We start from the raw sequence: 26,445 nt of genomic DNA on the forward strand, positions 1-26,445 counted from the left end.
CCTTTAAAATTTAAAAACATTTAAAGGTGAAATAAGCCATAAAATCAATAAAATATTTAGGAATATCGTACAGAAATAAATCTTTCTAAACGGTTGTTTTTGTGTTTTATGTCGTAAGCGTTGCTGTGCCAACCAAGCCGCAGGCCAGCCACCTAAGAAAGCGAGAATATGCAACGTATTTTCAGGTACTCGGCTTTTACCAAGTTGTGCAGCCTCTTTGTCTTGTGCATAGAACCAATAACTCATCACATTTATGATGCTAATGAATAAAATTACCATTCCATTTAAAAGACCAAATATACTTAACCCTGCGAGTATCAAAATATAGGCGATACAAACTATCTGCATCGGCTGTATTTTTTGCGTTGCTTTGGATAGAGGCCGTGGTATCTGTCTGCTGTTTTTTTGGGTTTGTGAAGCTTTTAAGTAACTGACCTGTATCGCTTTATAACGCCCATCTGCATCGACTTGAACAGTGTATTCTAACGCACAACCTAAAATTGGTCGTGGACCTTTTTGAGCAAAATCTTTGATGTGTAGAAATACTCGACCTTTGCTTTCGTCATTGGGTTGAATAAATCCATAGCCTTTGTCATCAAACCATTCGACTAAACGTCCTTGATCACGCATTTTGACTTTCCTAATGTTGGGTTGTTGCAACGTAAACTAATATTAAGCAGTCACAAATTTTAAGCGTTCAATCAACATATTACGCATCTCGGCAGGATTTTTCTGCAAAATATCGTCGCCTGTACGCCCTTCTGCTGCATTCATCTGTGCCACCTGTAAACGCATCAACCAAAAACGTCCTGCAGCCATTGCTAAGTAAAGTTCTAAGCAAGCTTTTTCATCTGGAGTTAATGGGCGTACTGTTTCATAAGCATTTAAAAAGGCAATCGCTTTGTCTTCATTTAACGTCACATCAGGATATTCGGTACAGAAATCATTTAAGGTAATGGCAATATCAAACAAAAACTCATCATGGTTCAATTCATAAAAATCCAAAATGCCATTTAACTGATCACCCTCAAATAAAGTGTTATCACGAAATAAATCAGAATGAATAAAGCCTTTTGGACGGTCAGGATACATTGCCGTTAAGGCTTCATATAAACCAAACAAATTATTCAGCAAGATTTGATCTGCCATATCCAACGTTGGACGCATCTGACGCGCAACCTGATACCAATATTCATGATCACGCACACTACTTCGTTCTAGAGGAAAGTTTTGCAAAGCCACATGCATTTTTGCTTGAGCAATTGCGATGGCTTCAGCTTGTGCCAAACTCGCAGGCATCGGATGTTTGCCCAGCATACGTGGTGCAATTTGAGCAGGTTTATCTTTTAAAGTTTGAATATATTGCCCATGACACATGAGTGGCACAGGAACAGGCAAACCTTGCTCACCTAAACACTCCAGAATAGGAATTATTTCTCCTGCTGATTCAGCATCCATATTTTCAAATAAAGTCAGAACAAACTGTGAACCATCTAGGCAAATCAGAAAATAGTTGGTGTTTTGAATACCACCTTGAATCGGATTTAGTTCAACCACCTCCAATCCATAAGGTACTGCGAAAGCTTGAACTTCCTGTAAACTCAAAGTGGTATAAACCGACATAGAAAACCTGCGAAAAAACTTACATAAGTTTGATAGAATACCCTCTCTCAGGTTTTAGGTGTAGCACCTACACCCTTCAGTTTCATAATCGGCTGTTATTTTTGGAAAAAATTATGCTTGCTAAACGTATTATTCCTTGCCTCGATGTAGATAATGGGCGTGTGGTTAAAGGTGTTCAATTCCTTGATATTCGTGATGCAGGTGATCCCGTTGAAGTAGCCCGCCGTTATAATGAACAAGGTGCTGACGAAATTACCTTTTTAGATATTACTGCGACTTCTAATGGTCGTGATACCACTTATCGCACCGTTGAGCGTATGGCTGAAACTGTGTTCGTACCACTGACTGTCGGTGGTGGTGTGCGTAAGGTTGAAGATATTCGCTTATTGCTCAATGCAGGTGCAGACAAAGTCAGTATCAATTCCGCAGCCGTATTTAATCCTGAGTTTGTGCAAGAAGCATCGCAACGCTTTGGTGCACAATGTATCGTCGTTGCAATTGATGCGAAAAAAACAGGTGAGAATAAATGGGAAATTTTCACGCATGGTGGTCGTAAACCCACAGGTATTGATGCAATCGAATGGGCAGTGAAAATGGCAGACTTTGGGGCTGGCGAATTACTTGTCACCTCAATGGATGCTGATGGTACAAAAGCAGGTTATGACCTTGAATTGATGCGTAATATTAATGACCGTGTCACCATTCCAACCATTGCGTCTGGTGGCGTGGGTAACTTACAACATTTAGCCGATGGAATATTAAAAGGCGGTGCTGATGCAGTTTTAGCAGCCTCTATTTTCCACTTTGGTCAATACACCATTCCTGAAGCGAAAAAATATCTTGCAGAACAAGGTATTGAGATGCGTCTTTGAGCTGTAGTTAGTAGAATCCTTGTTTATTCCTAAAAATTAGTTTGACACGATGTTCAACAAAATGCCCGATGAATCTCATCGGGCATTTTGTGTTTTAAAGAATAAAAGGATTAAAGCCAAAGTTATTCTTCTTTTCAATATGCGCTATGCAATAAAATTTCTGTAAGATAGACAGCACTATCTGAAAACAACAAAGATCAAAGATAAGGAATATACATGCAAGCTTTATTTCATTTTTGGAAAGGCTTTAAACTTTTACCCTCTGCATGGTTGTTGTTGGTACAGCTGAGTATTCTGATTTTATATTTATTTACCAGTAGCAGTCGTAGCTATCAAATTTTTATGTGGGCGCTTGGTGTATTGGCATTGTTAATCATTGCCAAAGTTATTCGACAAACCCCAGTTTATAGTTTTATTGGACTATTTTTTGTGGGTGCGGCATTTATATTTTCTATACTCATGTTGGTCGGATTACGTTCAGTTCCGATGCAAATCACCGCACATATTTTTGAAGCTTTGGCTTATTTCTGTGCGGCATACGGCTTAGTCCGTTATATGTTTGAAGACCGTTATTTAACCAAAGATGAGCTGTTTGCAGCAGGCGCAGTATTTACCTTAATTGCATGGGGATTTGCTTTTTTATATAGTATTTGTCAACTAGCTGTACCCAATAGCTTTCAAAATCCAAATCATGTCGGAGAATATCAGACATGGCTCGACTTACTGTTTCTAAGTTTTAGCTTACAGTCGGCAACCGGTTTATCAGATGTCATTCCCATTGCGCCTGCAGCGCGGGTCATTGCAATGCTACAAATGTTTTGTGGTGTGATGTACTTGGCATTGATCGTTTCTCGACTTATTGCTTTACATTATGTCGGTCATAAAGCTGAATAATTTCAATTAAATAATTTTACAGTAACTAAACTGCATCACTTCTTTGTTTGAATTACCATCTATTTGGACTTTTCTTAAACTGAGTCCGCCTTTTTTCACGTCATGTGAATGCCTTTCTTGATCCATAGGGTCTATTTATTAATTAAAAAAATGTGAGGAAGATATGCCTTCCAAAAAGTCATCTTGGTTTGACAATGTCAATCCAAATGTATTTTTCAGTAGTGTTGGGATTATAGTTGTATTTTTAGCATTTGTGATTTTTACACCGAATGCGTTTGACCTAATGACCAAGCAAATGAATCAGTGGATTACAGATTCATTTAGCTGGTTTTATGTGCTTGCAGTCGCTATTTTCCTGATGGTTTTAGTGTTCATTGCCTTTTCTGATATGGGTAAAATCAAACTCGGTCCTGATCATAGTCAGCCTGATTATAGCAATGGTTCGTGGTTTGCCATGTTATTTACCGCAGGCATGGGCATCGGTTTAATGTTCTTCGGGGTTGCTGAACCCATTATGCATTATGTGGATCCGCCAACAGGTGATCCACAAACAGTTCAAGCTGCACAACAAGCGATGCGAATTACCTTTTTCCATTGGGGATTACATGCCTGGGCAATCTATGCTTTGGTGGGTTTAACGTTGGCTTATTTTGCATTTCGTCATAATCTCCCTTTAAAAGTTCGTTCTGGTTTATATCCCTTAATTGGTAAAAAAATCTATGGTCCGATGGGGGATGCGGTAGATACCTTTGCCACCATTGGAACAGTATTTGGCGTTGCAACAACTTTAGGCTTTGGTGTTACACAAATTAACTCAGGTTTGAGTTATTTATTTGGTTGGGAAAATCAGATCAGTACGCAAATTATGCTGATTATTTTTGTCAGTATCTTAGCGTCCTTATCAGTAGGCTTAGGTTTAGATAAAGGGATTAAGCGCCTGTCAGAATTAAACTTAGTTCTCGCTTTAACTTTATTAGGCTTTGTATTTTTAGCCAGTTCTAGTATTTATATTTTACAAACCACCATTCAAAATGCTGGGCAATACATCTCTAATTTATTTTCCATGACTTTTAATCTGTATGCCTATCAACCCAGTGGCTGGATTGGTGGCTGGACGATTATGTACTGGGCATGGTGGATTTCATGGTCACCATTTGTAGGGATGTTTATTGCACGTGTGTCACGTGGACGAACCATCCGAGAGTTTATTGTAGGTGTATTACTCATTCCTACAGGTTTTACTTTGATCTGGATGGGGTTCATGGGGAATGCAGCTTTATTTAGCATTTTAGAACAAGGACATGGCGCGCTAATTACAGCAGTACAAAAAGACTCGTCTGTAGCATTGTTTGAGTTCTTGAGTCATTTGCCTTTTGCCAGTATTTCAAGCTTTATTGCCACAGTTTTGGTGGTATTGTTTTTTGTGACGTCTGCGGATTCGGGTGCTTTAGTAACGGATTATCTCACTGCAAAATCAGATAATTCCCCAGTGTGGCAACGTTTATTCTGGACAGTGCTTATGGCGGTATTGTCGATTATCTTATTGGTGGTAGGCGGTTTAGGTGCATTGCAGTCAGCCACCATGATGAGTGCCTTACCATTCACCTTAATTATGGTGTTGTTGTGTTGGGGCTTGCTCAAAGCCTTGCGTTTAGATGTGACCAAAATGAATGCCTTACAAATGGCACGTATCACTCCAAGAGCCGTACAAAATCCACGGAGTTGGCAACAACGTTTAGGCTTGATTATGCATTATCCGCATACGCGTGATGAAGTGAATGACTATATTCAACATCAGGTACGACAAGCTTTTGAAAACATCCAACGTGAATTTAAACGTCGACATTTACAGGTAAATATTCATCAAGTCGAGGATGGCTTAGCACTCAGTGTCGACCACCAAAGTGAGTTGAATTTTATTTATAAAGTACTGACTCATCAAACTGAAGCTGCAAGTTTTATGCTAGACGAACAACATGATGAAATTGATGAGTTTTATCAAGCAGAGGTGTTTTTACGTGAAGGTGGTCAGGGTTATGATGTGATGGACTGGACGCAAGAAGATCTATTACAAGATATTATTGACCAATATGAACGCCATTTACATTTTTTAAATGTGATTCGTAATTGAGTATGCGCTAATTTATTGGCCAAACCTGTGAATAGATCACATGATGGAAAATACAGTGCCTAACATGCACTGTATTTTCTTTGTATCACCCCATAGTTAAAGCTTTCACATCCGTTTGATATCAGTATTTTAAACACTAGAATTTTCCACGAGATAGAGCGACTTGTAACAGATAGAGTCACTTCTAAATAGAGTGCCTTTTCACCTAACTAACGTTTCACTTATCAAATAGTTTTATGCTTCTAAGCTGAGTATCTGTAAGTATTTTAAGCTGTATCGATATTATGAATGTAGATTAAGGATATTTAAATCTGCTCCTCCAAAGAAGTGTAGATTTTAATAGACTAGCTTGGTGATCATTAGTCATAAAAAAATATAAATCATTAAAACTTAAAAATTTTAATATTCCATTAAAGAGTTTTAAAAAAAATTATCGTAGAGAGTTATTTTTTAATACAGGAAAAACTCAACGATTTACTCTATGTTGATCAAATCAAATAATCAATATAGAAATATAAAAAATCGTTCTACACATGAGTTATCGTTTTTTAATCCACGATCCAATACATAACATCCCATAATAAAATCTTTAAAAACTTTCTTTTAAAGCCTTTTTTAAGTGGAGTAATTTTTATTCCCAATATATAAATCCATCTTATTTTTCCTGCATTTTATTTTTGATATTTTTACACAAATAAAAAGAGCAACATATGCTGCTCTCCTCAAATTCGTATCGAAAGTCTTTATTTAGAAAAGGAATGAAATACCAAATCCTGCATTATAGCTACGATCTTGACCCTCTAAATCAACTCCGATGCTCCCATCAAGTTGAGTACGATCATTTAACGCGTAGATCAGACCTGAAGCCAAACCATATTGATAATCTTCACTTTCAGCTTTATGGTAAATAAACTCAGAAAAACCGGATAAATTTCCTGCAATTTTATAACCTACTGTTGGAATCGCAGTCACTGACCAGTCGCCATCTTGCACAGCATAATTCATGGTAATGCCTGTAGTCACCAAGTCATTATACTGATAATCAAGTGAAGTCCCTAAACTATAGATATCGTCTTCGTTGCTAAAGCCTTCATTCCCAGTTGCAATAATCGCTTGTGCTAAGACAGCCATAGACAATTTATCATCGTCTAAATCAATGGCTTTCTTTAAACCAATGCTGACATCACCCAAACCATCATCATCAACTTTTTCACCTTTATACTTGGTTTGCGTCCATGTAGGTCCTGCCCAACCCAATTGTAGCTCTAAGCCTGATGCTAAACCTGTACGCAATAACATATCACCATTTAAGGTTACTGTTTTTGCCTTTGCGCCCTCTACTGTAGTTTCACGATAGCTTGCACTTGGTAAACCCTGTTCCCAAGCCACTTGACCCACTGGTGTGATCCCCGTACTAAATCCTGCACCAGGACGGTCAAATGAAAATTCTGCAGCAAAGCTACTCATACTTACAGTTGCTGCAAGCATCATGATGATTTTATTCGGTATTGTCATACTGTTACTCAGTTAAGCTAATTCTTTAGACATTTTGGCGCCGTGGCTACGCAATAACTCTAAAGTTTCTTTCTCTTCAGGTAAAGCCTGTGACCAATCAATTTCATCAAAATCTTGATCAAAAAATAAATCACAAATCGAAGTAAGAATCGTTTTTCCCTCTTCATCTTTGCTATTTACATCAACTTTCAGTTCTAACAAACGTTTCACTGCAGGAACACATGCGGCACTTGCGGCATCCCAAAGTGGACCATAACACTCTTCTGCATCCCAAAGATGAAAATTAGCTTTTGCTTGAATGAGTTGTTCTAAAATGTCTAAATGAACTTGTAACTGTGCTTGTTTTTGTTCTGCGCTTAAGGGCTGACCTGCCTCATAAGCCTCACATACAACTTCCCACCATTGAAATAAACCATCTGACCAAACTGATACTGCAGGTCCTTTTTCAGGTTCAATAAAATTAGGATCTAAACCCTCTGCCAAGAGTCGCGTGACTTGTTCAAGGTCTAATGCTTCTATAGCCTGTAAAAAGTCGTGTTGGGGCGCAGTCAGCATATACTTGTCTCATTTTGGATTTCAATATATGACTATTATGCCGAAAAATAAAAAAGATCGTTCAAGTAATTATTAGCCTACTGATTTTGTAAAATTTTATGCCGTTTTTTGTTGCTTTATGACCAAAACTTTTAATTCAACCATAAAAAAAGCCCCTTTCGGGGCTTCTTCACTAAGCTTCACCTGCTTCTAAATCAGAATCACTAAATTCCAGTTTTCCACCGCGAGGATTTTCTTTTTTCTCAAGTACATGCTCGATGCTACGTTTAATACGATCAATCGCACCATGTAATGCAAGATCAATGTTTTTAGCTTTATGTGTCACAACGACAGGTTTTAAACCAGCAGCTTTTGCTTCGATCATACAACGAATATCGTCATCACCGCCTTTGTCCCCATTTTCATCACTAATATGAACCGAAAATTGTGTAATACGCTCACTATGACGTTGAAATTCTTGATTTAACTCTTCGCGCACATAGGTAATTAAACGATCACTATTTTGAATATTTTTATCTGTACGGATTTCAATGTTCATAAATATCAACCTCTTCTAACAATTTTATATTTTCAATAAATTTAAAAAATCATTTATGTGTATGTGCAAAACTTTCTTATGTTGGCACGTTGGGTTCTTGCTGGTGTTTCAGCTTTGAGTACATCTTCATTTGAATTTTGGTCGCAACCTCCATCATGAATGATGAACACTTTGGAGAAATTTCCGTGTCCTTATATCTTCAATATCGGGCTATATTGAAAAATATGCAAGAGGATTTTGAAAATATTTATGAAAACAATATGAAAAATGACAAGTTGTTACTTTATTTTCTAATTTAATGATTTAATTATCTTTTTTACTTTATAGTTTTACCCTTTTCACACATTTAAAAATCGTTTAAAAAACATACTTGCGCAGTTTGATACGTATTAATAGTCCGAGAATATTCTCCTTTTTTAGGGCTTTTTAAAAGCTCGAAAATTACATAATAATTCACTTTTTAGAGCATTTCGGCTTTATTTTTGCTTAAGAATCTGTATCCTTGTTACGCTTTCTTGGGGGGAAGATATTTTTCATGAAATTCACACACTTTGCTGCACTATGCATACTTGCTTCAACTACAACTTTAGCTCAAGCTAATCCTATTGTATGGCAAGATTTCAGCTTAACTGGTCTTTATGGTGAAAACTATGAAGTAGGCACTGAAGATCGCACAACAGTCACCGCTGAATACGCAGCAAAATTGAAATACGCTGATGTATTTTTCTTTGTAGATCATCAACTCGATGGCAATGATGAACAAAATACGTATTTTGAATTATCACCTCGTTTAAGCTTAGGTGAAGTAACAGGTCAAAAAATGTCTTTTGGTCCAGTCAAGGATGTACTCATCGCAACGACTTGGGAACATAATGCAGGCTACGATCTCAACCAAGAATTTAACAACTTCTTATACGGTGTAGGTTTTGACCTTGCGATTCCTTATACACAATTTGCAAGCATTAACTTCTATAAAGCTGACAATGACAAACAAGATGATGATTATCAAATGACCATCACCTATGGCGTACCATTTAAGTTAGGTTCAGAAGACTTCCTTGTTGATGGCTTCCTTGACTGGTCAACTGCTGAAGATGATCATGCCAGCGAACTCAACTGGACAACCCAGTGGAAATGGAATGCGGGTAAACATATTTCACCTAAAACCAAGCTTTATGTCGGTATCGAACATTCTGTTTGGAACAACAAATACGGCATCAAAGGCGTTGACCAAAATGATGTGAGTGCCTTAGTGAAATATCATTTCTAATTCACACAATATGATTGCGATTTAAGAGCAAGATTTCGATCTTGCTTTTTATTTCGTGGATTCAAAAGTTAAGTGCAACACACTTGTAAGACATTGATCAGTCTATATCAATTATAATTATTGAGAAAATCACGTCACGGACACCCTATTCTCATGCGATAAAGAATGACTTCAACAAAATTTCATAAATGAGATTTAATATAGATGTCAAAATTACGGATGAAGATCACTGCTCTGTAAGCAAAGTAATTTATAGCCCCGTGCTGATCTTGCAGCATTGTTCTAGACATAAAGAGAATAAGGTTGAGTTTAGCGATTTGATTTTATGATCTCGCTATTTTTTTAACCTACAAATGTCAATACTCCCTAGAAACTAAGTCAAACTTGTCATTAAAATTACCCGAAATTGTCATTTTCCTAGAGTTTAATGGTTGCATTTATTGATCTAAGAATAAGTGACCATTCACATGATGAAGAAATTAAGTTTAACACTATTAATAAGCAGTATTTTTACTTTAACTGCCTGCAATGATAATGATGACGATTTTGTTTTTGAATCCAATGTAAAAGTTCCGACTTTAGTTTCTTTTGCTCAACTCGATGTCGAAACCTATGCAGCAGGTCCAAACTCGGGTGCAGCTGTAAAAGGAGCAAATGGTATTTTTCCACCGTTTAGAGGGCAGCCTGTACAAGGTTTTTCTGGTGCTTTAAAAAATGCTGATGGTACCTATATGGTTATGGCAGACAATGGTTTTGGGTCACAAGATAACTCAGCAGATTTTTTGTTGCGTATTTACCAAATTAAGCCTGATTTTAGAACAAAAACAACGGGATCAGCCAAAGTTCAGGTTATGAGTTTTGTTCAATTACGTGACCCGAATAAATTGATTACATTTGATATTGTGAATAAAAATACGCCAGAACGTTTGTTAACAGGACAAGATTTTGATCCAGAATCGATCCAACGTGCTGCGGATGGAAGTTATTGGATTGGGGAAGAGTTTGGTCCATACTTACTGCATTTTGATAAAGATGGAGTGTTATTAGATGCGCCGATTTTTTTACCAAATCCACTACAAAAAGGTAAAGAATTACGTTCACCACAAAATCAGTTAAATAAAGCCAATATTAATTATGTTGAACCCTTGGTTCAACAAAGTGGTGGTTTTGAAGGAATGGCATTGTCAAAAGATGGCAAATATTTGTACCCTTTACTTGAAAAACCACTTAAAAATTCAACAAAACGACAGTTAATTATTTCCCAATTTGATTTAGAGAAAAAAGCCTATACAGGTCAATATTATTTATTTGATTTAAATGACCAAGCCACAGCGATTGGTGATTTTCAAATGTTTGATAACCAGTCTGGTATTATCATTGAGCGTGATGATTCTGAGAATAAATTATCGGGCTATAAGAAGCTGATTCATGTGAAGTTAGGTGAGTCTGGAAAAGCGATTCAGCGTGAAGAATTGGTAGATTTAATGAAAATTGATAATCCAAATGCACTCTATGGTCAGGTACGTGAAGGTGATCTTGGAACAGGTTCTACCTTTGCATTTCCCTTCTTTACCATTGAAGATGTGATTATTGAGAATAAAAATACTTTAACTGTCTTAAATGATAACAACTTCCCTAGTTCTTCAGGGCGTAATGCCAATAAAGCAGATAATAACGAAATAATTCAGATTCGCCTGCCCAAAGATTTGTATTAAATTTTTAGGACTGAAATAGGGCGCCTCAATAGGCGCTTTATTTTCTACAGTAAAAAATGCATAACTAGAACTGAAAAACAAAAGCAGTGCATTGATAATATAAAACTCATAAGCATGATTTTGAATAGCCTTAATTTTTAAGGCGTTGCTGAATAAATGCAATACTACTCGTTTTTAACTGTTCTAAGGCTTGTGCTTCTACAGGATAATGTCCACCTTTAGGTAACATGACGACTTGATATGGCACATTCAAACGCTCAAGTACAGGCTGGCTAAATGCCAAGGGTGTCCAATGATCTTCTGCAGGTTGCGTGAGTAAGACAGGACATTGAGTGAAACTGGATAAGTCATATTTGGGTTGATAATTCATATAGCTGTTTAAAAATTTGATCGACATGGCATTGCCAGCAGAAGTAGTGTCATTGAGCATAATTTTTAATGCTTGTTGATCGTTGGTCAAAGCATACATTTTTGAAACCAATGACATCGGCAGTGGAATACTTTTTACCACAGGTGTCATGGCACCCATTTTCATACCTAGCAAAAGTAGAGGACTCAAAGCACTAAAACGCATCGTTCCTTTTTTTACTGCCAAACGTTGTTGGTCTAAAAATGTCATACCAATAATACCTTTGATATTTTTATTTTGCATTGCCACATGCATGGTAAGCATGCCACCTGCAGATAAACCATATAGAAAAATTGGACGTTGGTCTTTTTGTGATTCTGCATCCACAAAATCGCTGACTAATTGAATCCAATCTTCATAACGAATAGCGCTTTTCGAAGGATATTGTGTCAGTCCATAACCAGGTAAATCCAGCGCCATGGTTTCGTAGCCAGCTTGTGCCAAAGGATGACCTAAGATCAGACTGAGTTGACGCCCATTGGTTCCAACACCGTGCAATAAAATGACTTTTGCAGGTGCATTTGGTTGAGGATAATAATCAACATGAATATTGTTTTTACGCCATTGCCAAAAATATTCTTGCGGCTGATTCGCTTCATTTAGTTGATAAGTCTGAGGCAAATGTTGTTGTAGTTTTTTCCATGCATCTTGATTTTTATAAAATTTTTCTTTGGGTGGGGTGGCACTGACCCATGTTTGAAAAAAAACTAAAAAGGACAGCAAGATCCGTTTTAAAAACATGACGTAATTCTCATTTTTATTTTTGTTAGAGTAGTCTGAATGGTATTGAAAATAAATGTGCAAAAAACATGATTTATTTTTTTAAAATGATCATTTATGCAAGTTTTATATATTATTTATTGATTTTTAATGATTTATAAAATCCACCTTTTGTCGGAAAAAATGAAGAATAAAAAGTAAAATACTTTAAACAGCTTAAATTTGTAAATTTCTTGTGTTGTATAAATTATAATCAAACAACCTGAATCAAATTCATGGTAAAATGATCGGCTTTCATCTTTGATCAGATTTTATCTGATATCAGATCTTCCTTCTGCCAGCCGAGAATTGCTAGCCATGTCTACTGCTTATACCATGCAGACTGCGCCTAAGGCGTTGTTTGATTACGACAAATATTGGGCATCATGTTTTGATCCTGCACCATTTTTGCCGATGTCACGTGAAGAAATGGATTTGCTCGGTTGGGACAGTTGTGACTTTATTTTAGTGTGTGGCGATGCGTATATCGATCATCCTTCATTCTGCTCAGGGATTATTGGGCGTACATTGGAAGCACAAGGCTTCCGTGTCGGCATTATTGCCCAACCTGATTGGACATCTGCTGACGCGTTTAAAGTGTTGGGCAAGCCAAATATTGCTTGGGGTGTGACCGCAGGCAACATGGATTCGATGATCAACCGTTATACGGCTGACCGTAAAATCCGTTCGGATGATGCCTATTCTCCAGATAATCAACCAAATAAACGCCCAGACCGCGCTGCGACTGTGTACTGCCAGCGTTGTCGTGAAGCATTCCCAGATGTGCCAGTATTATTGGGCGGGATTGAAGCTTCTTTACGTCGTATTGCACATTATGATTACTGGTCAGACAAAGTTCGTCGTTCAGTATTGATGGACTCCAAAGCCGATCTGTTGATGTACGGAAATGGCGAGCGTTCAATTGTTGAAGTCATGCACCGTTTGGCAAAAGGCGAAAAAATCCATGAGATCACTGATGTTCGTGGTACCGCATTTATTGTTAATAAAAATAATCGTGCTTCAAAAGCACAGTTTGTTGAAATTGCATCCAATGATGTAGACACGATTGGGCGTGTCGATCCAATCATTAATCCTTATGTGATGACTGAGGATTTGGATGGTTGTGAAATTGAACAAGACAAAGGTAATTCTTTAACTCAATATCAAAACTTCCAAAAAGAATTGGTTGCCAATCCAATTGTTCGTGAAGGTGACAATTTGGACGAAAATACCCAGATTGTTCAACTTCAACCCGCATCGAAAGCGATTAAACATAAGCTACCACCACGTGAATTGGCAGTGATTCGTTTGCCTGCTTTTGAAGATGTGGCAAATGATCCTGTTTTATATGCACATGCCAATCGTATTCTGCACCTCGAAACCAATCCGGGGAATGCACGTGCCTTGGTACAAAAGCATGGTGAGCGTGATGTGTGGTTAAATGCACCGCCGATTCCTTTGACCACCGAAGAAATGGACTATGTGTTCGACTTACCTTATGCACGTTTGCCACATCCTGCTTATGGTGAAGCACGTTTCCCTGCATTTGATATGATCAAGTTCTCTGTCAATATCATGCGTGGTTGTTTTGGTGGTTGTACTTTCTGTTCGATTACAGAGCACGAAGGTCGTATTATTCAAAACCGTTCAGAAGAATCCATTTTACGTGAAGTGGAAAAAATTCGTGATACTGCACCAGGATTTACAGGGATTATTTCAGACTTGGGTGGTCCAACGGCAAATATGTACCGTTTGGCATGTAAAGATCCTGAGATTGAAAAGAACTGTCGTAAGCCATCGTGTGTATTCCCAGGTGTGTGCCAAAATCTACATACCGATCATGCACCGTTGACTCAGTTGTATCGTAAAGCACGTGCATTAAAAGGCATCAAAAAGATTCTGATTGGTTCAGGGTTACGTTATGACTTGGCAGTGTTAAATCCTGAATATGTCAAAGAATTGGTTCAACATCATGTTGGCGGTTATTTAAAAATTGCACCTGAACATACCGAAAAAGGTCCACTCAATAAAATGATGAAGCCGGGTATTGGAACATATGACCGCTTTAAACAAATGTTTGATCGTTTCAGTAAGGAAGCAGGTAAAGAGCAATATTTAATTCCATACTTCATCGCTGCACATCCAGGAACAACGGATTATGACATGATGAATCTGGCAATTTGGTTAAAGAAAAATGGTTTCCGTGCTGATCAGGTACAAACTTTCTATCCATCGCCAATGGCTACCGCAACGACCATGTATTACACCGGTAAAAACCCACTGGCAAAAGTGGCACGTTATACCGAAGATGTAGATATCGTGAAAGGTGAAAAACGTCGTCGTTTGCACAAAGCATTCTTACGTTATCATGATCCAAACAACTGGCCATTACTTCGTGATGCTTTGCGTGAAATGGGGCGTCAGGACTTGATTGGTAACTCAAAGCAGCATTTGATTCCGACTTATCAGCCTGCTGGCAGTGCGGATGGTCAGTATCAATCTGCTCGTAAGAAAAATTCAACTGTGGCAGGAGATTCTCAAAAACGTAATGGTGAACAAGGGAATCGAACTAAAGCTGCGCAAGGTCAGTCTCGTCCATCGAATACCAAAAAACGTCCTGAACGTGGTCAGATTTTGACGCAACATACAGGTTTACCACCTCGTGAAACAGGTGATAAAAAACCGTTTGGTGGCAATGGCAAAGGAAAACCCAAGCCGAAGAATAGAGCTTAGGTTTTAAAAATGATTTGAAATAAGAAAGGATGCGAAAGCATCCTTTTCTAAATAGTTATTTACTTTCCATATTAGAAAACAAGCCATGCTCTACAAAGTTAAAGCTTAAATCAAATAATCAATCACTGCCCGAATCACACCCAACGTCAGACCAATAAAAGCACCTACTACCACGCCATTGACCCGAATCATGTGTAAGTCACCACCGACTTCACTTTCGATCTTATCAATCATTTCTCGAGAGTCCCATTCATGGATACGCTCACTGATAAATTTGATCACTTTTTCACTGTATTGATCACTTAAATTAATCACCATTTCACTGATACGCTCATTTAATAACTGCCGTACAGATTGATTTTCAATTAAATTTTCGCCGACCTGTTGAATGGCAACACGCAAATTCATCGCAATACCTGAGTTTTCTTTAATCAAGTCAGCTTTGATCGCATCACATAAAATCACCACAGCCCCTGTGATGAAATTTAGTACCGACTCACTGTCTAATAACGCATTTTTAGTGTCATTCAAACGAATACTGACCGCACTTTGATTGTCAGCCAATTGCAACATCAAGTCATGAGCTACTTCTTCAAGTTTTTTACGAAATGGATGCTCAGGATCAGCCAAAATCGCTTCAACTTTTTCTAGTAATGAATCTATCGTTCTTTGTTGGACATCAATGCCAATCCAACTCGCACCTTTAGCCAGTTTCCAAACACCCAATTCCTTAAATAAACGACGAGTTAAATCTTCCGTTTGTTCGGGATGATTGATCATCCACTCATGTGCCATGTCTAAGCCACGCTGTAACACATCTTGATGGAAATCATTTTCTAAAACAGCGCGTAACATTTCACTGGCTAAGTGATTGATACCAGTATTTTTTACCCATTGCACACTGTTATTTTGAATAAATTTGCCAATTTGCTGCTGTCCCACAAAATCAAAAATTTTCGGTACAGTCTGTTGAATGACATCGGTCACTTGGCTGTTGTTTTTAGGATGAGCAAGCCATTGCCCAACTGCTAAAGTGAGATCGGTTTTTTGTAGACTTTTTTCTACAATGTGTGGGGACAGAAAATTTTCCTGTACAAATTTACCCATCGACTCAGCAATACGCGCTTTATTGCGAGGAATAATTTCAGTGTGATCACGTAAAAATTTTGGAATGGGAATTTTGCCAAAGGGGTTACGGAACAGTACCGTGATGGCATACCAATCTGCCAAACCACCGACCACGCCTGCCTCTGCACCGAGCATTAAGATGTGAATCAACCAAACATATTCAGGTAAAAGTTTGGCTGCAATAATCAATGCTATCCAAATCACTACTGCCACAACCAAAGCAATCGTGGCAAAGCGTTTACTGCGGTTCAGACTCGGTACATTCACGTCTTCGGCTTGGTTCATGCAACATCCTGAAAATTATTGTTTGTTTGATGATACATCAGTCGCTTGTGGTTGTAATACTTGTCCCGTCGGACTCACGCCATATTTTTGTCCTAAAGATTGTAAAATCAGGCGGGCATCAAAAGCATCATTTGGTGCTGATTTTTTATCTGTATAACATTCAATGGTATATGCAACTTGGGTTGGATCGAGCGTGACAACTTGTGGCATATCATAAAATGGGTCAAAGAAAGCACCATGACGTCGATAACCATATGGATAATAGTTCGGTGTCGGATAAACTACGGCTTTGCGTGGTGGTTGCTGTGTTCGATTACTTGGGTCATCCACTACTTTAAAAAATTGAAAACCATTTTGTACCGTCGTTTGTGCTGCTTTAAGTAAGGTAATTTCTTCAGCAGTCCCATAGCTCATATTACGTGTTTCAAAGCCGATGCGAAATGTATGTGCATTCAGGGGTAATGTTGAAAATTGTCCAAGTTGATCAAATGTACGCGGTTTTGATGGGGTAGAGGCACAACCTGTCATTGTTAATATTGCCACCATCGTTAAACCGATGAGCGTCTTTTTCATGTTTCGCTCCTTTGTATGGCTCAATAAATCTTGGTCTTCTATATTGCCTGAAATGGGTGGATAAATGATGTATTTCAAGCAGATTTTTGTTAAATCCATTTGAGGTATAATCATTTTAAACAACAGAGAACCTGAACAGAATAAAATGAAAAATATTGATTTTGAATTGGGACGTTTGGCTGGCATTTTAGATACATTTGCATTGCTCAATACCAAGACGAATCATGATTATAGCTTTGAAATTGTTAGCCTTCAGGTTTGTGAACAAAGTCAAATGGCATTTCAAAACTATTTTTTAAAAATTTACCCAGAAGCCTCAATTACATTTGAGGAATTGTCTATTGCTGATTTAAAAGTGCGTGATGTACTGAGAGAATGGCTATTTAGTTATCAAAAATCTGATGATATGAATGAAAAATTTATTGGTTCAGGTTCAGGCTTATGTTGTTTATATGATAAATATCGGGATTTTTATCTTACTGATATTGATGTACAAACTGATTACGTACAAACGATATTTGAAAAGATAAAGCGTTTAATTAAAGTTCAAAAAATTTATCAAGTCTATGTACATACAAATTCATGGTATGAGTGCTCTTGGGATGATTTTATTTTTGAAGGAGAAGATGGAAGTATTTTCCTCCATCTTGGTGTGTCCGATTAAGCAATGGATCTAGTTTAAAAACCACTATTCGGCTGTTTTAAAAATTCGTTTTCTTCCGCAGTCGATTCACGACCTAAGATCGCATTGCGATGTGGATAACGTCCAAAACGGTCAATAATGACTTTATGCTTTTGTTCAAAATCAAGATTGACAGGATTACCCAAAACTTTAAATAACTGTAATGCTTCCTCATGAATCAGTTTTGATTCACTGTGCATATACGGCATATATAAAAATGAACGTTGTTCAGCAGTTAAATCTTGGTCTAAACCTAATCGGATCGCTTCTTGTGCGAGGGTTAGCGCTTGTGCATCTTGAGCAAAAGCTGTGGCTTGATCACGGTAAATATTGCGTGAAAACTGATCAAGAACAATGATTTCAGCCAAACGCCCTGCAGCGTTTTCGCGCCAAGTATAAAGTTCAGCTTGTTTGGCTTGCTGTAAAATATCTGTAAAACGTGTTCGCAGTTGTTGATCAAAAGCATCACTTTTTGCAAACCAAAATGGTTGTGTTTCTGAGTTAAACCAAAAATTGAGTATTTCTTGATATTTCATAAAGATTCATATTCTTAACAATAATTCTTTCATCAAATCACAAATTTCACATGTCTAAAAGTCTAAGTTTGTGCTAAAAAATTGCAGAAAAATGAATATTCCTTCTAAAAATACTTTGAGTATGCATGTATATCGATAATTCACGTTATACTTGCCACCATCAAAAATATTTTATTTTAAAAACGTTTTTAAGATAAGCGAGTAAATGATGAGTCAATCCGAAGCCAATTCTCAAGCCATTCTGCCAACTTGGGCAAATGCTGAATTATTTCAAGGCATGTTACGTGGCATTGAGCGTGAAAGTTTGCGTATGCAAAGTAATGGCTTCTTATCTCAGGCAGATCATCCCAAAACTTTGGGTTCTGCGTTGACGCATCCGTATATTACGACTGATTATTCAGAAGCGTTGATGGAATTTATCACGCCACCAAAAGCGAGCATTCCTGAAGCATTAAATTATTTGGCAGATATTCATGCTGTGGTACATCGTCATTTAGAAAATGGCGAAAAATTGTGGCCGTTGTCGATGCCTTGCATGTTGGATGATCAAGAAAAAAATATTCGTTTGGCACAATATGGTTCATCGAATATTGGCAAATTTAAAACTTTGTATCGGCATGGTTTAGGCATTCGCTATGGTCGCCGTATGCAGACCATTTCGGGTGTGCATTATAATGTGTCATTTCCTGATGCTTTATTTGAACAATTACAACAACATGAATCCAATGAAGCATTAAAAAATCTCAGTTTACAAGACTACCGCAGCCACCGTTATTTGGGCTTGGTACGTAATTTTATTCGCTTAACACCATTGGTGATGTACTTGGTGGGTGCAAGCCCTTCGGTCTGTAAATGCTTCATGACTGGACGTGAGCATCATTTATTGCCATTGATCAAAGGGACATTATTTACACCGTATGCAACAGCTTTGCGTATGGGACGTTTTGGTTATCAAAATTCTGCACAAAAACAATTGGGTATCCACTATAACAATCTTGAGTGTTATGTGGCTGAATTACAAAAAGCAGTACATACACCGTATGCTCAATTTAGCCATCTGGGTTTAAACAATGAACAAGGTGAGCCGATTCAGATCAATGACCATGTGTTGCAAATTGAAAATGAATACTACAGCTTAGTCCGTCCAAAACAAGTACCACAAGCAGGCGAAACACCTTCAGAAGCGTTGGCAAATCGTGGTATTGGCTATGTTGAGTTACGTGCAGTCGATGTCAATCCATACGAAGCCATCGGCATCAATGAAACCACAGCAGGTTTCTTGGAAGTACTGGCGCTTTATTGCCTTCTGAAAGACAGTCCTGAGCTTTGGGAAGAAGAACAAGACCTAATTGAACACAATCAAAATGAAGTGGTTAATCGTGGACGTGCGCCAAATGCAACCATTCAAGAGGCTGGACAACACTATCCACTCGCACAATGGGCAGATCGTCATCTTCAAGAAATGTTGGTTTTGGCGGATGTGCTCAATCAAAGCTATGTAACCACATTGTATTCCGATGCTTTAAAAGTTATGCACGAACGTGTGCAAAATGTAGATATAACCTTGTCTGCACAAGTGATTGAGGATACTTTACAACATGGGGGAACCTGGAGTTTTGGTAGTGCGATGGCGCATCAGCATGTAGAAAATTACCAACAACATGTATTAAGTCCTGAAACTTTAGCGTATTTTGAAGGGCTTGCAACATCATCATTGCAACAACAACAGCAACTTGAGCAAGAAACTGATTTGAGTTTTGATGATTATCTAGCTAAGTTTAGATGATGTAAATGAAATCAAAAAATTAGAGGAACAGCCATGCAATGGCAGAGTTATCGCATCATTAGTGGTTTTTTATTTTTAGCAAGTGTGATTGGAATGGCATTTGCTTTGTATTTAGAGCATGTACAAGGTTTAGAGCCTTGTCCTTTATGTGTATTCCAACGGATTGGTTTGATTGGTTTGGGCTTGATTTCCCTGATCGCATTTTTACATAACCCAAAAAATAATGTTCTCAAGCGTATTTATGCTTTTTTAGGGTTGGCTGCCATCGGTTGGTCAGTTGCCATCGCAGGACGTCATGTATGGTTGCAAAATTTGCCACCTGACCAAGTTCCTAGCTGTGGTCCTGGCTTAGATTATTGGGTAGAAACACTCCCACTTAAAGCCGTGTTTGAAAATGTCCTAAAAGGTTCTGGCGAATGTGCTTTGATAGATTGGACATTTTTAGGGCAGTCTTTACCTGTATGGTCGCTGATGTTCTTTAGTGTATTAGCGTTGATCAGTTTGTGGCAATTGTTTAGAAAATATCCCGTTTAAAATAAAAAATGCCAACTTCAATGTTGGCATTTTTTATTGATATTGTGCTGTTATGAATTTGGCTTAAGTTTCCACGATTCCTTGTAAACTTTCTAATTTAATTAAATATTTACGAATCTGCTCTTCTGCAATCTCATCATGATGTGGATAGAACCATTTGGCAATTTGCTCGGCTACATGTGGATGATATTGTAATTCAAAATGATTTAGACCATAAAAAACCGCTTTGTGTGATTCAGGCAATTTCAATTGGAATTTGGGGTTTGGATGTTCACCTAGTGCACTTTTGACACTGACTAAATAATCACCAATGACTTTTAAGGTACGATTCTTACGATTTTCAAACTCAAGCGTACCTGCGATTAAAAAGGTATTGATATAAGATGGCAAAGGTGCGGGCTTACGGTTGTCATCCATCAAACCGATTCGGGCATGATTATGCTCCCAGTCATCATCACGGACACTCCCAAAACGTAAATCTAAAATCCCATTACTACGAATATTTACCACATGACTGAATAATTTGACCAATGGGAAATGTCCAATTTTATCTTGTAGTGCAAAACCAAAACGTTCCAAGACCGCACCATGATGTGGCGAACCTAAACAGACCAAGTTTTCAACCATATGAATCCATTGATGCATATTTTGTTTGCCATAAAATAATGCACTACGAGAAACCAATCCCCCCATACTATGCCCGATCAAATCAATACTGGTGATACGTGGATTATTTTTAACCAAGTCTTCAAGCATAGTGGCTAAAGAGCGACCATTGGCAGAAATACGGCGACCTGTATTATAGTGAACATACAGCATGGTGTTATTGTCACGCTGGGCAAGCAATTTTTCCCCAATTCCGCCATTACCACGATTACTCCAATCCAAATGATTCATGCATAACCCGTGCGAAAAAATCACCATACGTCCTGCTAAGTCCCCTTGTTGTACCGCACCATAATGGTCATACAACACGGTAGATAAAGCTAAAGGATTATGGGTTGCAAGTAAGTAGTCACCTAACACACCATTTAAGGCGCTGACTAAAAAGGTTAGCGTTGGTGTTAAAGGCTTATTATGTAATTTTGGAAAATGTTCAATGACTTTACGCAAACTCGGTGCTAAAAAATAATGTCCATAATTTTGTAGTGAATTAAAACCAAATTGGTAGATTTTCTCGACATAAGGGCGTGCTTGAAAACGCTTTGCCTTTTGCTTGCTTAAACCGAAAACACTGAGTAAAACTTCACGTTGTAAAGACTGAATCAGATCTTGTACAACACTATTCAGTGGTGTACTGACCAATTGAGCGATGCCTTCTAGTACATCTGCCTGACTCGGAGGAGAGCGATCCCATTTACAATATGTTTCGTGTAGTGGTGTTAAACTTGCCATATTTTGTTATCCTCCATACGATCAAACCCATAAAAAACATGCGTGAGATCAAGGCTTATATCCTTATGTCATTCTATTAATGATTTTGAAACCTATCTAGGATACTGTTTCAAGTGATAACGCAACGTTTTTTTGTCGGACAATAAAAACAGCGTTACATAATTTATAACAATTTGTGATTTATGTCACATTAGAAATTATATGAGCTTTTTTAGATTTGCAAATGGTTTTAGATGAATATTATCTATTTACACGGCTTCCAAAGTAGCCCACTTTCTCTAAAAGGACAACAGCTTTACCAATATAGTCAATACATTAGTGAATGTCAGGTGCATTTGCCAGATTTAAATTGTCCTCCTAATCAAGTGACAAATTTTGTCTCTAAAATGATTGAGGAGCTAGATGATGTTGCTTTGGTCGGGAGTAGTCTAGGTGGTTTTTATGCCACACAAATTGCTGAAAATTTTAATATTCCTGCAGTATTGATCAATCCTGCTGTACAGCCTTGGGTACTGTTTAGAACGCTTTTTGGTGTAGAACAATTGCCTTATTTTGTAAATGAACGCTGGACTTTAGATGATGCACAGCTAATAACATTAGAACAAATGGCAATACAAAAACTTCAGTATTCAGAAAACTTTCTGGTGTTATTACAACAAGGTGATGAGGTGATTGATTACCATGAGGCAGAACAATTTTATGCGCCATCTTCTTTTATCATTACTGAAATGAATGGTAATCATGCCATGGAGAATTTTGCAGAAAAAATCCCGATGGTGATTGAGTTTTTGTCTGGTTTTTATCAACCTTAATTCTAGAAAATATAGGCTTAGTTGGACTGTTATTACGTCACTGACTGTCGTATTAAGCAACGAAGATTACAATCAAGGCTGTTTTTTTAGTAAAAATACGATACTGTACGCCCTATACTATTTTATTAAATTTGAAAAAGGGAAACTTGCAACGTGACGCAATATACAGCCCAATCTCTTGAAGTTTTATCGGGTTTAGATCCTGTACGCCGTCGTCCAGGAATGTATACCGATACCACACGTCCAAACCATTTGGCACAAGAAGTTATTGATAATGCTGTGGACGAAGCTCTTGCAGGACATGCCAATAAAATTACGGTTACTGTTTATAAAGATGGATCATTGTCGGTAGAAGACAATGGACGTGGAATGCCAGTCGACATCCATCCAGAATATGGGCAAAGCGGGATTGAAATTATCCTCACCAAACTACACGCAGGCGGTAAATTTAGTACCGATAATTACCAATTTTCAGGTGGTTTGCATGGGGTAGGTATTTCAGTTGTAAATGCCTTGTCTGATCGTGTAGAGGTTGAAGTTCAACGCCAAGGCAATCTTTATAAAATGGTGTTTGAACATGGTGAGCCTGTTGCACCCCTTGAAGTTTTAGAAGGTAAAGCGCCTAAACGTGCATCAGGGACAATCGTTCGTTTTTGGCCTGAAGCCAAATATTTTGATTCACCAAAATTTGCACTGAAAGCTTTAAAACATAATTTAAAAGCCAAAGCGGTATTAGCTGCAGGCTTAGAAATTAATTATGTCGACCAAATCAATGATGAAAAAATTCAGTGGCAATTTGAGAATGGTTTAGTTGACTATCTGATGGATGAAGTCCAAGACCGTGAGATTTTGCCAAATCCTGCTTTTGTCGCCAATGGTGAAGCAGAACGTGCCAGTGCTGAGTTTGCAATTTGTTGGAATATGGATGGTGGTGAACAAATTCAAGAAAGTTATGTGAATTTGATTCCGACTGCGCAAGGTGGTACGCATGTAAATGGCTTACGTTCAGGTATCACTGAAGCATTACGTGAGTTTTGTGAATTGCGTAATTTATTACCCCGTAATATGAAGCTGTCTGCCGAAGATGTATGGGATGGTGTCAATTATATTTTATCGTTGAAATTACAAGAACCACAATTTTCAGGGCAAACCAAAGAGCGCCTTTCAAGTCGTGAAGCCTCTAATATTGTGCTAAATATTGCCAAAGATGCCTTTACCTTATGGCTCAACCAAAATGCTGAAACAGCGACACAATTGGCCGAAATGGCGATTGCTAAAGCAGGTCGCCGTTTAAAAGCAGCGAAAAAAGTGGAACGTAAAAAGATCGTTTCGGGACCTGCTTTACCAGGGAAATTAGCGGATTGCGTTGGGCATACTTTAGAAGAATCTGAGCTTTTCATTGTGGAAGGTGACTCAGCGGGTGGTTCAGCCAAACAAGCACGTGATAAAAATTTCCAAGCAATCATGCCGATTCGCGGTAAGATTTTAAATACATGGGAAGTATCTTCGGATGAAGTTTTGGCTTCTCAGGAAGTGCATGATATTGCGATTGCGATCGGGGTAGATCCAGGTAGTGATGATTTGTCAGAACTGCGTTATGGCAAGATTTGTATTCTTGCCGATGCTGACTCAGATGGTTTACATATTGCGACTTTGTTATGTGCTTTATTTGTTAAGCATTTTCCAAGTTTGGTGGAAGAAGGGCATTTATTTGTCGCCATGCCACCGTTGTTCCGTATTGATGATGCCAAAGATGTGCATTATGCCCTTGATGAAGATGAGTTAGAAGCGATTTTAAAGAAAGTAAAATCTAAGAATCCACAAATCACACGATTTAAAGGTTTGGGAGAGATGAATGCTAGTCAGCTTCGTGAAACCACGATGGATCCAAACACTCGCCGTTTGGTGCAGTTAGACTTAGATGATAGTCAGTTTACTGCGGGCTTGTTGGATAAACTCCTTGCGAAAAAACGTTCTGCTGATCGTAAGCATTGGTTAGAACAAAAAGGTAATTTAGCGGATTTAGCCGTTTAAAATTGGAAAAAGCCCGAAAGGGCTTTTTTTAAATATCCATGTTTTCAGACCATAAAAAATAGCCACCATATTGGCTTGATCTAAATTCTCCACCAATATTTTTACCTTGATCTGTTAAATAGTGTTTACCATTTTCATTCAATGTCAGGAAACCAAGTTCAACAAATTTATCTAAAAGCTCATTGGTTTTAATTTTATGTTTTGCTGCAAGTTTGGAAGAGGTTAATTTACCTATATTTTCACTTGGAGTATTTGAGTTTGGCGACTCTTCAACTTTTTCTGTTTTCACTTCATCCAATGAAATGCGGACTTCATCACTGATTCGAATAATACGCTGTGCTTCTTCATAAGCATCTTTGTATACATCAATATCATCGTCTTTTTTAATTAGAATACCCATTTCATTGTTATTTACTTGGCTAAATTCATATAAGTTTAGACTAGAAATAATGCAACTATCTTCATTTAAATAGCATTTCGCATGAAGATTTTTGCAAAAACTAACTCGAATATAATCAAGTTGTTGCATCCACTTTATTTCATCAGGATGTAAATCACTTTTGCCATAAACGATACGAATATCAATTTTTAAACGATTTTTATCTTCTAAAAGTTCTTTAATCCGATCATTTAAACGTAAATATGGACTGATTAAAATTAAGCGTTCTTTTGCATTTTTAATCAATTCTTCTAAGAAGAAATTGGTCGCACTGGTATTTAAAAACTTTGCCATGTGTATCCCCCTGAAATTTTAAATTATTATGCCGCAATTAAAGCATATTTTCTGGGGATTCACTTATAGAGAAATGGATTTAAATTCATTTCTCCACTTTATAGTATGTACCACCTGCATAAACATTATGTCCAAAGCCACAACTTGATTCACCATCATCCTGTTTAACTTCAATATAATTGCCTAAATTTTGATCTACTTTAAAATCAAGCTGAATTGTACAATCTTCATATTTATAGATTGCACGTTTTTGATTTAAAGCAAAAGTCGTATCAAATTCCCCCATATTTGGTCCATAAATAAGGCTTCTTAACCCCATATATACGCCCGAATAGCTTACGCTATAGCCTTTTTTGCCACGTTCAACTGTAATATGATCCCATTCACCAAAACCTGTATAACTGACATATTCACCTGATAAATCATTTGAAATTTTTGGCTTCACAAGACTTTTTAAATTAAATTGATTGGACTTTGCATTTTGGTTGATCATAAGCCATGCTCTTGCCCACATCGGCTTTCCTAATTTGGCATACGTCAGTGCCACATTGTTTTGTGCCGTAATTACATTGTTTTCAGAAAATTTAACAGTGGTTTCATCTGCATTACTCAGACAAAAAGATGTCCAAGCTGCTTGGGTTTAAAAATGCTCTAAGGCTTTTTTATAGTTTTTTTGATCATATAATTTTTTGCCTAATGCTGCTTCAGTTTTTACTGCTTGGCATCCTTGCTGTAAGTCTTGTTGAAAAGAGGAAGATTCAGCATGGGCATTTTGAAGGACAGAAAAAGAAAATATAGCACTCGAAAAAATAATGATTTTTTGCATTTTTATTCAACACTAAAAATTTTAAATTGATTATTTATAGCAAAATATCTGAGTTTATACTGTCAAAATTTGAAAAGACAATGAAGCCCTTAGGCTTCATTGTTGGG

Annotated in this window: 22 protein-coding genes and 1 pseudogene; 11 read left to right on the top strand and 12 right to left on the bottom strand. The window is 37.6% G+C overall.

What is annotated here, in order from left to right:
- Positions 1–3: 3 nt before the first annotated feature.
- Entirely contained in the window at positions 4–630 is a 627-nt protein-coding gene (locus DJ533_RS17695) for a DUF1294 domain-containing protein (RefSeq protein ID WP_065993839.1), read from the bottom strand.
- A 42-nt stretch (positions 631–672) separates the two neighbouring features.
- A complete protein-coding gene (locus DJ533_RS17700; protein WP_065993840.1) occupies positions 673–1,623 on the bottom strand; it encodes a homoserine kinase in 951 nt (316 codons plus the stop codon).
- 113 nt (positions 1,624–1,736) lie between these two features.
- Here DJ533_RS17700 and hisF point away from each other — a divergent pair, with 113 nt between their 5' ends.
- From hisF to DJ533_RS17715, 3 genes are all read left to right on the top strand, one after another.
- Positions 1,737–2,495 carry an imidazole glycerol phosphate synthase subunit HisF gene (gene hisF, locus DJ533_RS17705; protein ID WP_065993841.1) on the top strand — a complete coding sequence of 253 codons (759 nt, stop codon included), beginning with the start codon at positions 1,737–1,739 and terminating at the stop codon, positions 2,493–2,495.
- A 216-nt stretch (positions 2,496–2,711) separates the two neighbouring features.
- Positions 2,712–3,389 carry an ion channel gene (locus tag DJ533_RS17710; RefSeq protein WP_065993842.1) on the top strand — a complete coding sequence of 226 codons (678 nt, stop codon included), beginning with the start codon at positions 2,712–2,714 and terminating at the stop codon, positions 3,387–3,389.
- A 163-nt stretch (positions 3,390–3,552) separates the two neighbouring features.
- Entirely contained in the window at positions 3,553–5,520 is a 1,968-nt protein-coding gene (locus DJ533_RS17715; RefSeq protein WP_065993843.1) for a BCCT family transporter, read from the top strand.
- 747 nt (positions 5,521–6,267) lie between these two features.
- Here the strand turns inward: DJ533_RS17715 and DJ533_RS17720 are convergent.
- From DJ533_RS17720 to DJ533_RS17730, 3 genes are all read right to left on the bottom strand, one after another.
- Complete coding sequence (locus tag DJ533_RS17720) at positions 6,268–7,035, bottom strand: transporter (RefSeq protein WP_065993844.1); 768 nt, start codon at positions 7,033–7,035, stop codon at positions 6,268–6,270.
- 12 nt (positions 7,036–7,047) lie between these two features.
- Positions 7,048–7,590: an ankyrin repeat domain-containing protein gene (locus DJ533_RS17725; protein WP_065993845.1), complete on the bottom strand. Its 543-nt coding sequence runs from the start codon at positions 7,588–7,590 to the stop codon at positions 7,048–7,050.
- A gap of 172 nt (positions 7,591–7,762) precedes the next feature.
- A complete protein-coding gene (locus DJ533_RS17730) occupies positions 7,763–8,128 on the bottom strand; it encodes an HPF/RaiA family ribosome-associated protein (protein ID WP_065993846.1) in 366 nt (121 codons plus the stop codon).
- 535 nt (positions 8,129–8,663) lie between these two features.
- Between DJ533_RS17730 and DJ533_RS17735 the strand changes: the two genes are divergently transcribed.
- Together DJ533_RS17735 and DJ533_RS17740 are read left to right on the top strand one after the other, a co-directional pair.
- Positions 8,664–9,398: an outer membrane protein OmpK gene (locus DJ533_RS17735; RefSeq protein WP_065993847.1), complete on the top strand. Its 735-nt coding sequence runs from the start codon at positions 8,664–8,666 to the stop codon at positions 9,396–9,398.
- 467 nt (positions 9,399–9,865) lie between these two features.
- Positions 9,866–11,113 (top strand): esterase-like activity of phytase family protein, encoded by a 1,248-nt coding sequence (locus tag DJ533_RS17740; RefSeq protein WP_065993848.1) that lies wholly within the window; start codon positions 9,866–9,868, stop codon positions 11,111–11,113.
- Between the two features lie 130 nt (positions 11,114–11,243).
- Here DJ533_RS17740 and DJ533_RS17745 read toward each other — a convergent pair whose 3' ends face one another.
- On the bottom strand, positions 11,244–12,263 hold the full coding sequence (locus DJ533_RS17745) for an alpha/beta hydrolase (RefSeq protein ID WP_081406097.1): 1,020 nt from the start codon (positions 12,261–12,263) through the stop codon (positions 11,244–11,246).
- Between the two features lie 336 nt (positions 12,264–12,599).
- Between DJ533_RS17745 and DJ533_RS17750 the strand changes: the two genes are divergently transcribed.
- Positions 12,600–15,014 (top strand): YgiQ family radical SAM protein, encoded by a 2,415-nt coding sequence (locus DJ533_RS17750; protein ID WP_065993849.1) that lies wholly within the window; start codon positions 12,600–12,602, stop codon positions 15,012–15,014.
- 105 nt (positions 15,015–15,119) lie between these two features.
- On the opposite strand, the gene DJ533_RS17755 is transcribed toward DJ533_RS17750, so the two are convergent.
- Positions 15,120–16,427 (bottom strand): DUF445 domain-containing protein, encoded by a 1,308-nt coding sequence (locus DJ533_RS17755; RefSeq protein ID WP_065993850.1) that lies wholly within the window; start codon positions 16,425–16,427, stop codon positions 15,120–15,122.
- 15 nt (positions 16,428–16,442) lie between these two features.
- A complete protein-coding gene (locus DJ533_RS17760) occupies positions 16,443–17,000 on the bottom strand; it encodes a CC0125/CC1285 family lipoprotein (RefSeq protein ID WP_065993851.1) in 558 nt (185 codons plus the stop codon).
- A 145-nt stretch (positions 17,001–17,145) separates the two neighbouring features.
- On the opposite strand from DJ533_RS17760, the gene DJ533_RS17765 reads away from it, so the two are divergent.
- Positions 17,146–17,664 carry a hypothetical protein gene (locus DJ533_RS17765; protein ID WP_065993852.1) on the top strand — a complete coding sequence of 173 codons (519 nt, stop codon included), beginning with the start codon at positions 17,146–17,148 and terminating at the stop codon, positions 17,662–17,664.
- A 14-nt stretch (positions 17,665–17,678) separates the two neighbouring features.
- Here the strand turns inward: DJ533_RS17765 and DJ533_RS17770 are convergent, their stop codons facing one another.
- A complete protein-coding gene (locus DJ533_RS17770; RefSeq protein WP_065993853.1) occupies positions 17,679–18,218 on the bottom strand; it encodes a DUF924 family protein in 540 nt (179 codons plus the stop codon).
- 208 nt (positions 18,219–18,426) lie between these two features.
- Between DJ533_RS17770 and gshA the strand changes: the two genes are divergently transcribed.
- Together gshA and DJ533_RS17780 are read left to right on the top strand one after the other, a co-directional pair.
- Positions 18,427–20,004 carry a glutamate--cysteine ligase gene (gene gshA / locus DJ533_RS17775; RefSeq protein WP_065993854.1) on the top strand — a complete coding sequence of 526 codons (1,578 nt, stop codon included), beginning with the start codon at positions 18,427–18,429 and terminating at the stop codon, positions 20,002–20,004.
- A gap of 33 nt (positions 20,005–20,037) precedes the next feature.
- Positions 20,038–20,538: a disulfide bond formation protein B gene (locus DJ533_RS17780; RefSeq protein ID WP_065993855.1), complete on the top strand. Its 501-nt coding sequence runs from the start codon at positions 20,038–20,040 to the stop codon at positions 20,536–20,538.
- A 63-nt stretch (positions 20,539–20,601) separates the two neighbouring features.
- Here the strand turns inward: DJ533_RS17780 and DJ533_RS17785 are convergent, their stop codons facing one another.
- On the bottom strand, positions 20,602–21,933 hold the full coding sequence (locus DJ533_RS17785; protein ID WP_065993856.1) for a PGAP1-like alpha/beta domain-containing protein: 1,332 nt from the start codon (positions 21,931–21,933) through the stop codon (positions 20,602–20,604).
- Between the two features lie 233 nt (positions 21,934–22,166).
- On the opposite strand from DJ533_RS17785, the gene DJ533_RS17790 reads away from it, so the two are divergent.
- Positions 22,167–22,745, top strand: coding sequence for a YqiA/YcfP family alpha/beta fold hydrolase (locus tag DJ533_RS17790; RefSeq protein WP_065993857.1), 579 nt, complete (start codon positions 22,167–22,169; stop codon positions 22,743–22,745).
- Between the two features lie 153 nt (positions 22,746–22,898).
- Complete coding sequence (gene parE / locus DJ533_RS17795) at positions 22,899–24,779, top strand: DNA topoisomerase IV subunit B (RefSeq protein WP_065993858.1); 1,881 nt, start codon at positions 22,899–22,901, stop codon at positions 24,777–24,779.
- Between the two features lie 28 nt (positions 24,780–24,807).
- Here the strand turns inward: parE and DJ533_RS17800 are convergent, their stop codons facing one another.
- A complete protein-coding gene (locus DJ533_RS17800) occupies positions 24,808–25,512 on the bottom strand; it encodes a phospholipase D family protein (protein WP_065993859.1) in 705 nt (234 codons plus the stop codon).
- Positions 25,513–25,597: 85 nt separating this feature from the next.
- Positions 25,598–26,338: pseudogene (locus tag DJ533_RS17805) on the bottom strand (hypothetical protein).
- Positions 26,339–26,445: the final 107 nt, after the last annotated feature.

This window comes from Acinetobacter defluvii, from assembly GCF_001704615.3.
GTDB lineage: Bacteria > Pseudomonadota > Gammaproteobacteria > Pseudomonadales > Moraxellaceae > Acinetobacter > Acinetobacter defluvii.

Coding starts and splice junctions, on each gene's coding strand:
- DJ533_RS17695 (WP_065993839.1), bottom strand. CDS start 630: ATGCGTGATCAAGGACGTTTAGTCGAATGGTTTGATGACAAAGGCTAT.
- DJ533_RS17700 (WP_065993840.1), bottom strand. CDS start 1,623: ATGTCGGTTTATACCACTTTGAGTTTACAGGAAGTTCAAGCTTTCGCA.
- hisF (WP_065993841.1), top strand. CDS start 1,737: ATGCTTGCTAAACGTATTATTCCTTGCCTCGATGTAGATAATGGGCGT.
- DJ533_RS17710 (WP_065993842.1), top strand. CDS start 2,712: ATGCAAGCTTTATTTCATTTTTGGAAAGGCTTTAAACTTTTACCCTCT.
- DJ533_RS17715 (WP_065993843.1), top strand. CDS start 3,553: ATGCCTTCCAAAAAGTCATCTTGGTTTGACAATGTCAATCCAAATGTA.
- DJ533_RS17720 (WP_065993844.1), bottom strand. CDS start 7,035: ATGACAATACCGAATAAAATCATCATGATGCTTGCAGCAACTGTAAGT.
- DJ533_RS17725 (WP_065993845.1), bottom strand. CDS start 7,590: ATGCTGACTGCGCCCCAACACGACTTTTTACAGGCTATAGAAGCATTA.
- DJ533_RS17730 (WP_065993846.1), bottom strand. CDS start 8,128: ATGAACATTGAAATCCGTACAGATAAAAATATTCAAAATAGTGATCGT.
- DJ533_RS17735 (WP_065993847.1), top strand. CDS start 8,664: ATGAAATTCACACACTTTGCTGCACTATGCATACTTGCTTCAACTACA.
- DJ533_RS17740 (WP_065993848.1), top strand. CDS start 9,866: ATGATGAAGAAATTAAGTTTAACACTATTAATAAGCAGTATTTTTACT.
- DJ533_RS17745 (WP_081406097.1), bottom strand. CDS start 12,263: ATGTTTTTAAAACGGATCTTGCTGTCCTTTTTAGTTTTTTTTCAAACA.
- DJ533_RS17750 (WP_065993849.1), top strand. CDS start 12,600: ATGTCTACTGCTTATACCATGCAGACTGCGCCTAAGGCGTTGTTTGAT.
- DJ533_RS17755 (WP_065993850.1), bottom strand. CDS start 16,427: ATGAACCAAGCCGAAGACGTGAATGTACCGAGTCTGAACCGCAGTAAA.
- DJ533_RS17760 (WP_065993851.1), bottom strand. CDS start 17,000: ATGAAAAAGACGCTCATCGGTTTAACGATGGTGGCAATATTAACAATG.
- DJ533_RS17765 (WP_065993852.1), top strand. CDS start 17,146: ATGAAAAATATTGATTTTGAATTGGGACGTTTGGCTGGCATTTTAGAT.
- DJ533_RS17770 (WP_065993853.1), bottom strand. CDS start 18,218: ATGAAATATCAAGAAATACTCAATTTTTGGTTTAACTCAGAAACACAA.
- gshA (WP_065993854.1), top strand. CDS start 18,427: ATGAGTCAATCCGAAGCCAATTCTCAAGCCATTCTGCCAACTTGGGCA.
- DJ533_RS17780 (WP_065993855.1), top strand. CDS start 20,038: ATGCAATGGCAGAGTTATCGCATCATTAGTGGTTTTTTATTTTTAGCA.
- DJ533_RS17785 (WP_065993856.1), bottom strand. CDS start 21,933: ATGGCAAGTTTAACACCACTACACGAAACATATTGTAAATGGGATCGC.
- DJ533_RS17790 (WP_065993857.1), top strand. CDS start 22,167: ATGAATATTATCTATTTACACGGCTTCCAAAGTAGCCCACTTTCTCTA.
- DJ533_RS17800 (WP_065993859.1), bottom strand. CDS start 25,512: ATGGCAAAGTTTTTAAATACCAGTGCGACCAATTTCTTCTTAGAAGAA.